General features: G+C 18.9%; 10 protein-coding genes and 1 pseudogene. 3 read left to right on the top strand and 8 right to left on the bottom strand.

What is annotated here, in order from left to right:
• Positions 1–577: 577 nt before the first annotated feature.
• The 5 genes and pseudogenes from V9D86_RS01760 to V9D86_RS02325 all read right to left on the bottom strand — a co-directional run.
• Positions 578–886 carry an SVM family protein gene (locus tag V9D86_RS01760; protein ID WP_334331081.1) on the bottom strand — a complete coding sequence of 103 codons (309 nt, stop codon included), beginning with the start codon at positions 884–886 and terminating at the stop codon, positions 578–580.
• A gap of 24 nt (positions 887–910) precedes the next feature.
• A complete protein-coding gene (locus tag V9D86_RS01755) occupies positions 911–1,246 on the bottom strand; it encodes an SVM family protein (protein ID WP_334331080.1) in 336 nt (111 codons plus the stop codon).
• Between the two features lie 103 nt (positions 1,247–1,349).
• Entirely contained in the window at positions 1,350–1,526 is a 177-nt protein-coding gene (locus V9D86_RS01750; protein ID WP_334331079.1) for a hypothetical protein, read from the bottom strand.
• Positions 1,527–2,885: 1,359 nt separating this feature from the next.
• Positions 2,886–3,752, bottom strand: a complete 867-nt coding sequence (locus V9D86_RS01745; RefSeq protein WP_334331078.1) for a DUF2963 domain-containing protein — start codon at positions 3,750–3,752, stop codon at positions 2,886–2,888.
• Between the two features lie 127 nt (positions 3,753–3,879).
• Positions 3,880–3,969 (bottom strand): annotated as a pseudogene (locus tag V9D86_RS02325) (DUF2963 domain-containing protein); the annotation flags it as partial.
• Between the two features lie 503 nt (positions 3,970–4,472).
• Between V9D86_RS02325 and V9D86_RS01740 the strand changes: the two are divergent.
• Both V9D86_RS01740 and V9D86_RS01735 read left to right on the top strand, forming a co-directional pair.
• Positions 4,473–5,051 (top strand): hypothetical protein, encoded by a 579-nt coding sequence (locus V9D86_RS01740; protein ID WP_334331077.1) that lies wholly within the window; start codon positions 4,473–4,475, stop codon positions 5,049–5,051.
• A 209-nt stretch (positions 5,052–5,260) separates the two neighbouring features.
• Complete coding sequence (locus tag V9D86_RS01735; RefSeq protein WP_334331076.1) at positions 5,261–5,569, top strand: hypothetical protein; 309 nt, start codon at positions 5,261–5,263, stop codon at positions 5,567–5,569.
• 1,611 nt (positions 5,570–7,180) lie between these two features.
• Here the strand turns inward: V9D86_RS01735 and V9D86_RS01730 are convergent.
• From V9D86_RS01730 to V9D86_RS01720, 3 genes are all read right to left on the bottom strand, one after another.
• Positions 7,181–8,671, bottom strand: coding sequence for a leucyl aminopeptidase (locus tag V9D86_RS01730; RefSeq protein WP_334331075.1), 1,491 nt, complete (start codon positions 8,669–8,671; stop codon positions 7,181–7,183).
• Positions 8,672–9,121: 450 nt separating this feature from the next.
• Entirely contained in the window at positions 9,122–9,610 is a 489-nt protein-coding gene (locus V9D86_RS01725; RefSeq protein WP_334331074.1) for a DUF2963 domain-containing protein, read from the bottom strand.
• A gap of 520 nt (positions 9,611–10,130) precedes the next feature.
• Positions 10,131–11,303: an IS3 family transposase gene (locus V9D86_RS01720; RefSeq protein ID WP_334331073.1), complete on the bottom strand. Its 1,173-nt coding sequence runs from the start codon at positions 11,301–11,303 to the stop codon at positions 10,131–10,133.
• 441 nt (positions 11,304–11,744) lie between these two features.
• Here V9D86_RS01720 and V9D86_RS01715 point away from each other — a divergent pair, with 441 nt between their 5' ends.
• Entirely contained in the window at positions 11,745–12,575 is an 831-nt protein-coding gene (locus V9D86_RS01715) for a serine aminopeptidase domain-containing protein (protein ID WP_334331072.1), read from the top strand.
• Positions 12,576–12,586 lie beyond the last annotated feature (11 nt).

Below are 12,586 nucleotides of genomic sequence, written 5' to 3'. Positions count from 1 at the left end.
AATTTTAGGATTAATCAAAGCTTTAACTAATTACAAAGATTATGGTTACGATTTGATCGCTTGCACTGTTCCCTTTTTTTGATATCCAATTTTAACCATTAACAATTTAAACTTAATTAACCCCCATTTTCCTAACTTTAAATTTTTTTTAATTTTTTTGGAACGTTTTTTTAAAAAACGAGGTTTAATATAAGTGTAGAAGTTTTTAAAAGAATATATTTAAAAACTCATTTTTAAAAAAAACAAAAAAAATAAAACAAAAAATCTAAATGGTTTTTTATTTTTTTAAAAGTCTAAAAAAATGCAACACTTCGATAGCAGGTATTATTATACAACAATTTTATGTTTTTAATAGTTAATTTATATATTTTAAATAAGAATTTATTTATTTATTGTATAAATCAAAAAAAAGATTTTAAATATCGGTTTTTAATTTGATTTAGTTTAATTTAAATATTTTGTTAAAAAGCAAAACACCACTTGAAAATAGTAGGAAATTAAAAGCAAAAGACTCTCTAATAGAGAGTCTGGATATTTAAATATTTAATTTATTTTAAAAATTGCTTTATTTAATGTTTTAGTTATTTGTTCTTCTTTGACGAAGATTTCTTGGTGTATCTAAAAGAGCAAAAATTTGTCTTGTTATTTCAGCATTTCTAGCATGTAAATTTATAATATCTCTTTCTGATAAATGATTATCTTGACTATTTGAAATTTGTTCTATTATTTGTTTTCCTTGTAACATTAAAGAACTTAAAGTTGGAGTGTTTGGATTTTGATTATGTTCCATTGCCATGATGCTTTTATTATTAATAATCAAAAATAAACCTAAACAAATAAATAAATAAATATAAATTGCTTTAATTTTATTTTTTAATTTAAACATTAATTAATAATTCCTTTATTTTTTTTATTTTTTTTTCGAATTAGAACTTTCTGGTTTATTTAAACTATTATTTATTTTTTTTTCGTAATTTTTTATTTTTTTATTTAGATAATTATATTTTATCATTAAATCTTTTTTTTCTGTATCTTTTAAAAGATAATTAGATAACTCTTGTTGTATTATTATTTGTTCTTTTAAAAAATAATGATAATTTTCATCATCTGACATTTCTTTTTCATTCGAAATTTGTTTGTTTTTTGAAGTTGCCATAATATGATTGTTATTAATAATTAAAAATAAACCTAAACAAATAAATATAACAATTTTAAATAATGATAAATGTTTTTTTAAATTAACCATTTTTATTATCCTCCTTTCGTTTTTATTTTTTTATCCCTCAGCTGAGGAAATATCGTAAAATGGTTGTATTTTAAGTATAATATCTTCTAAATATCGATTTTTTCTAATTATCGTAATCACGTTGTAAAAAACCTCTCGTTTCATTAGTGTTGGTTAACATTCTTTTATACATTTCTCGATGGCGTTCTAATACAGAAATTTTAATTTCTGTTTTATCCATTTCTATAACAATTACTGTGATGTTTCTTCTTGTAATTTTTTCATTGTGTTTCTTAAACATGTTCTATCGTCTTCTTCATTGTGGTTTTTTTTAATTATGCTTTTTTCGTGTTAATTACCTCATATTGAGAAGCTAAAAATTTTTTGAATGTAAGTTAATTGGTTTTGTAATAATAGCAATAATTGATTTTTAATTGCTTCAATATTATTGTTATATTCGTGAATCTTTAATCTTATTTCTTTGTTAAATTAATTATTTTGTTTTTCTATAAATTTTTCTCTAGCTTTATTAATCACTCTTTTTTCGGTTTAAATAGAATAATTAGCAATAAACTTATATAATAATTTTCTGATAAAACATAAGTTGCGATTGAGGTAAATCTTTCAAAATTTTACTTTTTTTGGTTCTGTTTAAATTTCATATTTAAATTTTAATTTATTGATTGCAATTTTGATGCTTTCCTTTTTGTTAATAATCAATATAATTTAATTTTCTAGTTGTTTTATGTTGTTCATAAAACAATCTTCGATCATTGTTTGTTTTTGACTTGTTTTATTGTTGATTTTTTGGTTACAATTTCTTATTTTTTAACAGAGAAATTTGATTTTTAATTTCAGGAGTAATTTCGAATTTGATTTTCTTAGATTCTACTTGAATTTCGAGTTAAATTTTAATTTCAGAATTAGATAATGATTATGTTTTTTGTAACTTTAATAGTCTTATTTCATTAGATTATTCATCAACTATTAGATTAGTTTTTGTAATTTATAATATTTTTGTTAGTTTAATATTATTATCCTGATTAACTTTTTAAAAAATAATTCAAATAATTTCTTTAATTAAAAACGAAACCTTAATATTAATTAATAACCAATTTTTTTAATAAAATTCATGAGTTAATGACCTTTCTGTAATAATATAATATTTGTCTATAAAAAATTATTATTAATATTATACAATTTTATACTTTTAATAGTTAATAAAAAGCTTTTAAATAAATATTTATTTATTTTATAAATAAAAAAAACCGACATTTTAAGTCGGTTTTTAGTTTTATTTAGTTTAATTTTAAAATATTTGGTTTAATTGATAGTTAAGTATTATCTACGTTTATAATGTTATTTATTGAATAAATATAAATTTTATAACATAAACATAATAACTTATTACTCAACATATTAAATTCTGTAAAATATTTTACAATTTTATCTTGGGTATTTAGTAAAATACAAAGTGACTTAATATTTCTCGCAATATATTAATAACATTGTTATTGTCCATTTTTTAAATCTCAAAAATCAACGGTATTAGGTTTTACGCGAAATTTTTTTTATTTAAATAATTTTTTGAATAGTTATTTTTGTGCTTTGGTGATTTATTATAGTTCAAGTAATTATTTTAGTTCATCTTCAATTTTAGTTATTTCTTTTGACCAGTATCTTTATCAAATTCTTCGATATCCGAAATGCTTTTACCATCTTTTGTATAAGTTATCACTTTAATTAATTTACCAGTATATTTATCATATTCAATGATGAAATTAATGATTTTATTACTATTATCAAATATAATTTGTTTAATTCTCACCCCAGTATCAATATCAAATTCTTCGATATAATTATTTTGTCTATCTGTTTGATATACAGTTTTTTTAATTATTTTTTGTTCATTATTTTTATCATATTCATATATAAAACTAATACCATCGTTTTTACCATCGTTTTTATTTTGAGTGAATTTAATTATGTTACCAGTATTTTTATCAAATTCTCGGATAGAATCAATTCTTTTACCATCTTTTTGATACATATTTCTTTTAATTAATTTACCAGTATCTTGATCATATTCTTCTATAGAATAAATTCTTTCATAATCAATTTCAACATTATCATAAATATGATACATAATTTTTTTAATTAATTTACCAGTATCTTTTTTAAATTCTGTAATATACTTAATGTTTTTACCATCAGCCGTATAAATAGTTTTTTTAATTACTTGACTATCAGAATCATCTATAATAATTTTATCATTTGAATCATAATCATCAAATAAAAATACATTAGATTTGTTAATATTTTTTTCATCATATTCGAATACATATTCATTATTAAGATTATTAATGGTATTATCAGAATTAATTTTTTCTGGATTAATTTCTTGGGTTTTTTCTATTTGTGTAGTTATTATAGTTCTCTGGTAAATAATAATACTAACAATACTAACTAAAATAACAATAATTAAAACAATAACTATCATTTTCAAATTTTTTTTAATAAAATGCATGAGTTAAATTACCTTTCCAATAGTAATAATAATAATTTTTTTCTATAAAAAATATTAATAAATATTATACCACAATTTTATGTTTTTAATATTTAATTTATATATTTTAAATAAAATTTTATTTATTTTATGTTCGAACATCTATTTGATAATAAGTTTCTTTAATTATTTGATTAGTTTTTTTATAATAATCCGTAATAAAATTAATGGTTTTACTATTAACTTGATATTAAATTGATTTAATTAAATTTTCAGTATCTTTATCGTATGCTCCAATAAAATCTAATCCACAAAAAATAAGAAATACTGAATATGACAAAAAATAAAAAAACAACAAAAAGAAAAATAATTGTTAAATAACATCTTTTAAAACATTAGTGCCGAAGTTCTAACATTGGTGGTAATTTAAATTTTCTCGCTATTTGTCTAAGTGGTTTTTCACATAATTTATAAATTTCATCACATAATTTAAGATTTTATAAATCTAATAAAAAAGCTTGAACATTATTTTCGAGTTCAATATTTAATTTATTTAACATTTTTGCCATTATTAAAACAAAAAAAATCAATATAAATATTGATCTAAATAGTTAAATTATTTAATTTTTGAAAAAATCTAAAGTTTTGCAACACTGAGTACCCATCAGTATAAAAAACATATATTTTTATTATTTTGTATAATGATATTGAATAAAGTTATAAAATTTAAAAGAGGAATTTATGAAAAATAAAAGTAGAAAAATTATTATAATAATTGTTAGTTGTATAATATTAGGAGTGTTAATATATTTTTTACTATATAAAAATAATTTCTCATTACCTTCTTTTTCTTCTCCTTCTGTAAAAAATAAAATTAACGACTTACAACAGCGAATGGGTTTTGAAGAAAACTTTGAAGATAAAAAAGTAATTTTTAAAAAAAAAAGTGAATTAAGACTTAAAATAAACGATATTGAAAAAAGAGAAATAATACCATTTAATAATACAATAAAATTTCAAAAACAAGCGATACAAAATAAAAACATCGAAATGCAAAAATTTTCTTCAAAATCAAAAAAATCAAAATTAACATCGAAAGAAATAAACAAAATAAAAAATCTTCAACAAGAAATTTCTAAACTAAAAACAGACATGCAAGAAACAAAAACCAAAATGTCCGAAAGTAAAAAAAAAATAGAAACATTAGAAACTGAGTTAAAAAAAATTGAAGAATACGAAATCGAATGTCAAAAAATAGAAGATGAATTTGAAAAAGAAGAAGAAGAAAAACGAGAATTGGAAGAAACTGATAAAAATTAACCTATTAAATTATTAATTTAACAAGTTTATTGTTTTGATTTTGATATTCATATAAAAAAAGATATTTAAATTATACTAGTAAATTAATTATTAAGCATTAATAACAACTTACACAATCACAATTTTTAAATCATTATTCTAAAAAATATTTATTTTGTATGATTATATTTACTGAAACTAAAATTAAATAATTTTTACAGAGGAAATTTATGAAAAATCAAAAAATTATTATAATAATTATTGTTTTTATGATTTTAGAATTGGTAATATATTTATTTTTATTTAGACATAATTTACCATTTGCTGCTTCATTTTGTCCTATTGAATTTTCTTTCATTTATAATATAAAAAAAGAGAACCCTAAATTGAAAAAATGGTTAGAAGAATGGGATGAAGAAAATAAAGCTAAAGAAAAAATTAAACAAATTAAAACTAATAAAATTCATGAATTAAAACAGCGAATGGGATTTGAAGAAAACTTTAAATGTAAAAATGTAAATGTAAAAAAAATAAAATAGAAGAACAAACAATAAATATTAAACTACAAATCATAGAAAAAAATATTTCCGAAAAACAAAAAAAATTAAAACAATTAAAAACAGAATTACAAAAAATCAAAATTGAATATCAACAAAACATACAAGAATTGAAAAAAATATAATAAAATCTAAACTATAATATAAATTCTAATAAATTAATATGTTTTTTAGTTTTATTTTGATGATATTCATAAAAAAAGATGCTTAAATTATACTATTAAATTATAAATTAATTTAACATTTTTAATTTTTTATTATTCAAATCAACCCTTTAAAAGAGTTTATTTATATCTAATTTTAACTTTTATAATCGTTTTTTTATATTATTTTTACTTATTAGATAATTTTTTAAGTTATATAATTATTAATTTTAAATTCCTAATTATAATTAATTTATTTATTCATTATTCGTAAAAAATACCGAAATTACGAGTAAATTAACCATTTTCAATTATAGTGGTAATGAATACATCAAATTTTCGATCTTAAAAATGAAATCATTTAAAATTACATTAGAGAATTAAAGTGGGTTTAGAGAAAACTATTAAACCAAAAAAATTTTGTCAATTGAAGATATTAAGAGACAAGTTCAGAAATAAACCTAAAAACTAAAAGTAAGGTAATGTTGTAATTTAAAGACACAATAGTTAAAGTCTTAAATCAGAGATCAAAACCTAAAAAAAAACAATAACAAAAACACTTATATTTATTCCAGAAAACCAAAATAACTTGAATACATTAGATATACACAAACGATTTCATAATTGGAATCAGTATCCATAATATTACCTTAGTTACAAAAGTATTTGATACGATTATACAATTCTTAGAAAAAAAATTATATTTAACAGTATCCAAGGAAAAATCACGAATAACAAATTCCATTAAAAGGATAGAATCTTTAAGATATCATTTAAGGTTTAATCCAACTAAGACTAAATAAACAATTATTAAAAAGGTCACAATCCAAATTGGAACAGTCACACAAACATTAAAATTCACAACTGCAAAATAATTCAGAATAATAATTAGCAAAGCATTTATAATAAAAAAAACGGTAGCTATTTGCATTCTGTGTAACCACCGAATCACCAATCAACAAATGCAAAACTTTTAACTTAATAAAAATGAATTTAAAACACAAATCGCATCTTAAAGAAGAAATTTATGTATATTTTTAATACTTAATTTTTGAATTATTATTATTACTATTAAATAAAAAAATATTTTATAAATTTTTTTAAAAAATTATTTTTTGTATTTATAATTTTTTATTGTTTAAAAAATACAACACAAAATACACTTTAATCAAATTAAAAAAATTTTTATATATATAATATAATTTCAAATTTAATTACTTAATAATTATAAAAATATTTTATTTACCTAATTATTAGTAGTAAATTATAAAAATCATTTATCTATTATAAAAAATAAATATTTTTTTCCTTCTTTAAAAATTTATTAATAACATATAAAAATAAATTAAAACTATAATTTAAATAAAAAAATAGAAAAATATATTTTTAGTATATTTATCTATTTTTAATAATGAATTAAATTATATATATATATACTATTAAATTATTTTTATTCATAATAATTTTTTATTAAATAATTTAAAAGACGTACACCAAATCCAGAAGCCCAAGAAACATTAAATTCATTTAATTTATTACCCATACACACACCTGCTATATCTATATGTGCCCAAGGAGTTTTTTTATCTACAAAACGTTGTAAAAATTGAGCTGCAGTAATAGAACCAGCATAACGTCCAGCTGAATTTTTCATATCAGCGAATCGACTATCAATTAACTTATCATATTCAATTCCTAAAGGTAATTGCCAAACTTTTTCTGATGTTGCTTCGCCTGATTTAATTATTTTTTTAGCTAAATCTTTATTATTTGAAAAAAGTCCTGCATATTGTTCTCCCAAAGCAATCATAATAGCTCCAGTTAAAGTAGCTAAGTTTACTATTAATTTAGGTTTAATTTCGGTTTTACAATACCATAAAACATCAGCTAACAACATTCTTCCTTCAGCATCAGTATTTATGACTTCAATAGTTTGACCAGACATAGAAGTTATAATATCACCAGGACGTTGAGCAGTAGAACTAGGCATATTTTCCACTAAACCAACAACTCCAGTAACATTAATTTTAGCTTTTCTAGTAGCTAAAGTATGCATTAATCCAACAACAGTTCCAGCTCCTCCCATATCAGCCTTCATATCTTCCATACTTGATGAAGGTTTAATTGAAATCCCTCCTGAATCAAAAACTACTCCTTTTCCAACAAAAGCTAAGGGTTTTTCTTCTTTTTTATCGCTTCCATTCCATTGCATAATCGCTAAATAAGGAGGACGAGAAGAACCTTGAGCTACCGCTAACAAAGCATTCATTCCTAATTTTTTTAATTTTTCTTTATCTAAAATTTTAACTTTAACATTTAATTTTTCTAATTTTTTAATTTGTTTAACAAATTCTTCTGTTCCTAAAATATTAGCAGGTTCATTAACTAGTTCTTTAGTTAAATTAACACCTTCACAAATAGCTTCTATATGTTTTAATTCTTTTCGACAATTTTCAGCATTTTTAGTAATTACAATAAGTTCAACATTATTTTCTTTTTTTTGTTTAGAATTCTTTTTATTAGTATGATAAAAATCAAAAGAATATTGTTTTAATAAAAACCCAAGAACAAAATTCATTATTTGTGTTGTTGAAACATTAATACCTAAAGCATCAGCAAAAACAACTATTTTTTTATAATTATTTTGAACTTCAGAAACACAAAGTCCTCCTATTTTAAGCCAGGTTTCATCATTTATTTTTTGTTCTGTTCCTAAACCAATAACTTCAATACAAGGAAAAGGAGAACCTTCTAAATATAAAAATTTAATTTGGGAACCAAAAGAACCCTCAAAATTCTCTATTAAATAACCTTTTTTTATAATTCCGTTAGGATCAACAAATTCTAAACCAAAAGTTTTTTCAATTTTTTTTACTTGAAAAAGTATTACTTTGTCAGCATCCATAGATGACATATATCGAGTTATAAAAGAAACATTCATTTTTATAAATACCCTTTTCTTTTTTTTTATAATTATTATCATTAATATTTATTTTTATTAATTAATAATTTAAATAATATTATTAACTTGATTATTTTAAAATAAATTATAACAATTATTAATTAAAAATTTATCTTTATTATAATATTTTTTAAAAATAATGTAAACTAAAAAAATTAGAATAATAAAAAAATAAAAAAATAAAATTAAATTGTTTATTAAAAAAATAAATAATTTAGTTTTTTTATTATCTTAATTGAAAAAATAATTTTGATTTTTATGAAATAAAATCAATTAGTAAATTATTTTAATATTAAAATATAATTAGTAGTTTATATTATCGAAAAAAGATAAATTTTGATTTTATTAAAAATAGATAAAATAATTAGTAATTTTAAAAGTATTTAAATCATATTCTTATATATCAAAATACTTTTCGACAGTTAAACATTAAGATTGACATTTTTCCATTCTAATTAATGTACCATTATTTTTATCATATTCAAATATATCAGCAATGTTTTTTCCATCAGATTGATAATTAATTAATTTAATTAATTTATTAGTATCTCGATCATATTCTTTTATATAATTAATCGTTTTACCATCTGGTTGATAATAAGTTGTTTTAATTAATTTATGAGTATCTTGATCATATTTTTCGATATAAATAATAGTTTTACCATCAGATTTATAAATAATTAATTCATTATTAGAATCATATACAGTGATTTGATTATTTTCATCATGATTATATAATAAAGAATCATTATTATTTTTATCAATAATATCAGAATTATTTTTTTCTTGATTAATAATTTTTTGATTTTTTCCTATTTTGTTAGTTATTGTAGTTTTGTAGTAAATAATAACTCCAGCCAAAACAAAAATAATTAAAACAATAACTAACATTTGCAAATTTTTTTTAATAAAATTCATGAGTTCAATTACCTTTTCCAATAATATTAATAATAAATGTTTATCTATAAAAACATAAAATTATTATACAACAATTTTATGTTTTTAATAGTTAATTTATATATTTTAATAGTTAATAAAAATTTTAAATTTTTTACAAAGTAAATTTATACACTGTCCCTTTTTTTAATACAACTTTAAATTTTAAAATTAATCTTTAAAACTAAAAAATTGTATTAAAAAACGAAACAGCCCACTAAGATTGAGAATTTTTTTGTATTATATTATTTTTTTATCACAAAAATTATAAGGGATTAGTTTTACTACTAATTTAGGCACCTTTTCATGTCCTATATTTTTCGTTAAACTAAAAAAAATATTTAAAGATATTTTATATTTATATTTTTTAAAATTTAAATTATAAGACAAAAAAAATAATTAAATTTATGAAGTTTTTAAAGTATTTTGATAATAATTTTTTTTATTTCCCAATCAAATATAAGATATTTTTTATATCTATCAACTTTATTATAAATTAATTTTAAAAATTATTTTTAAATTTAAAAGCTTGAGGCGAATAATAATTTAAATATTGATGCGGACGAAATCGATTATAATGGTAAATAAAGTTAGTAATAATAATAATAATTTCTTTTTGAGATAAATATTGATTAATCATTTTAAAAGTTTCAATTTTTAAATTAGCCCAAAAACTTTCTAACGGAGCATTCTGAGTAGGGCTGGCTTTAGGGGAAAAACTAGATTGAATGTTTTTGTTTTTTAAAAAAGAAACAATCCTTTTATTTATGTATTGGGCACCTTGATCTGAATGTAAAATACAAGGTTTTTTAATTTTCGGCAATTGTTTAATTGTCCGTATAACTAATTTTAAATCTGTTTTTTTAGCAATTTGAAAAGCCACAATTTCTCGATTATATAAATCCATAATAGCTGATAAATAAAGTTTTTGTGTTAAATAAGTAATATCAGTTACTAATTTTTGATAAGGTTTAATAGCATAAAAATCTAAATTTAGTAAATTTGGTTTTGTTTCAATGTTAGATACATTATAAATTTTAATTTTTTTTTTAACTTTAACTGTATTTTTTTTTGTTTGACACAATAAATTTAATTTACGCATTTTATTTAAAACGGTTTTAGGATTCAAATAATAGCCTTGTTGTTTTAAAAGTTGATGAACTTTACGATAACCAAAAATTAATTTATTTTTGAGCAAAGGATGAATCGGATTTTGATAACAAATTTGGTAAATAATTTTTTCAACAATAGTTAAAGGTTTGGGGTGATTAATGTTATTTAAAGCTCGATAATAACTACTTTTATTAAAATTCAACCACTTTAATAACTTGTTTAAAGAAATTTTCGTTTTATATTTATCAATGATTTTTAAATATAACAATTTATAATTTTTTTTATTTTTAGCTAACTGCGTTTTTATGTTTTTTTTAATTAATTTTATTTTTTCATTTTCCTCATTAAAAAAATAATTTAAAAAATTATTAATGTATTTATAACCAATCGGAGTTTGAAAGCGGTAAATTTGACCCGCTTGATACCATTTTTTCCAAGTAATTATTTGTTTATGATGTTTAATTTTCAAAATATTTTGAATTTCTTGATACTTTTTGCCTTGAAATCTTAACATAACTGCGCGTAATTTAATATCATAAGAGTAATTATTTTTTTTCGTCATGATATAATTTTAATTCCTTCACTTTCAAAATTAATATTTGAAAAATTAAATTTTTAATTTTAATTAAGAATTTGACATTAAATATTATAACTTTGAAATTTAGTAATTTTAATTTAGTTAATTTTGTATTCTTTATTCCGTTTTTGATATTAAAAAATAAGGTAATTTTTTTCTGTTTTAACAATAAAAAGAAAAACAAATAAAGATTATAAATAGAAGAATATAAAAAAGATAATGAATTATTTTTCTTCAAATACATCTTTAAATTATTTATTTGTTAAATTATTATTTTTTATTTTTTTTTATGTTACGAATTATTGCAAAAACCTTAGACTTTTTTAAAAATAATAATTATTAAATTTAATTGAAAATTATTTATTATTATTTTAAATTTTGTTAAAATAATAATAAATAATTAAACTAAAAGGAGAATAATTGATATTGAAAATAAAATATTTAAAAAATAAGTATTTTTTTTTAATTACAATTTTGATTTTATTCATTAAATTTAATCTATGTTTTTTATCTTTGAATATTTACGCTTATTCTGATAATTTAGAAGATATTATTTATTATGAATTTAAAAAAGTTAAAAATGCTAAAGCTAATATAGTTATAACTAACGAAATAGAAGAAAATTGTAAAAAATATAAAAATTTAGTTAAAGAATTTAAAAAAAATAAATATAATGTTTTTTTATATGATATAAGAGGATATAATAAAAGTTCTAAAAATAAAATAGATAATGATAATTTGGAAATTTTATTAAAAGATTTGAAAAAAATATTAATTTTTTTAAAAAAAAACAACGAATTGCCAAATTTTTTATTAGGTAATTTTATAGGTGGTATTTTAAATAATTGTTATACTATAAAATATAATGATATTAAAGGAGTTATTAATATTGGAACACCTACTTCAATTTTCAAATCATATTTTGTAGATTTAGAAAACAATAATAAATTAAAAATAATAAAAAATAATATAAAAATAACCCCCATTTTTATTCAAAACATCATAATTCTAGGTATAAATTATTTAAACGAAAACTTAAATAAATATAATGTACCATTTTTTGTATTACATGGTCAAAAGGATTTAATAGTACCTTACGATAATAGTACAAACTTTTTTACAATAGTTACAGGAGTTAATAAAAAAATAAAATTATATGAAAATTTTTATCACGATTTATTTAATGATTCCAATTGTAAACAAGTAAATTTAGACATTATAGAATGGTTAAATAAGCAAATAAATAAAGTTGAATAAAAAAAACTCTG

Origin of the sequence: Candidatus Phytoplasma prunorum (genome assembly GCF_036924415.2) — a bacterium.
Lineage (GTDB): Bacteria > Bacillota_I > Bacilli_A > Acholeplasmatales > Acholeplasmataceae > Phytoplasma > Phytoplasma prunorum.
This window is presented reverse-complemented; position numbering and strand designations above follow the sequence as displayed.

Excerpts from the sequence above, each read along its gene's own strand:
- V9D86_RS01720 (WP_334331073.1), bottom strand. The coding sequence starts at position 11,303 with ATGACGAAAAAAAATAATTACTCTTATGATATTAAATTACGCGCAGTT.
- V9D86_RS01735 (WP_334331076.1), top strand. The coding sequence starts at position 5,261 with ATGAAAAATCAAAAAATTATTATAATAATTATTGTTTTTATGATTTTA.
- V9D86_RS01730 (WP_334331075.1), bottom strand. The coding sequence starts at position 8,671 with ATGAATGTTTCTTTTATAACTCGATATATGTCATCTATGGATGCTGAC.
- V9D86_RS01750 (WP_334331079.1), bottom strand. The coding sequence starts at position 1,526 with ATGTTTAAGAAACACAATGAAAAAATTACAAGAAGAAACATCACAGTA.
- V9D86_RS01740 (WP_334331077.1), top strand. The coding sequence starts at position 4,473 with ATGAAAAATAAAAGTAGAAAAATTATTATAATAATTGTTAGTTGTATA.
- V9D86_RS01745 (WP_334331078.1), bottom strand. The coding sequence starts at position 3,752 with ATGCATTTTATTAAAAAAAATTTGAAAATGATAGTTATTGTTTTAATT.
- V9D86_RS01725 (WP_334331074.1), bottom strand. The coding sequence starts at position 9,610 with ATGAATTTTATTAAAAAAAATTTGCAAATGTTAGTTATTGTTTTAATT.
- V9D86_RS01760 (WP_334331081.1), bottom strand. The coding sequence starts at position 886 with ATGTTTAAATTAAAAAATAAAATTAAAGCAATTTATATTTATTTATTT.
- V9D86_RS01755 (WP_334331080.1), bottom strand. The coding sequence starts at position 1,246 with ATGGTTAATTTAAAAAAACATTTATCATTATTTAAAATTGTTATATTT.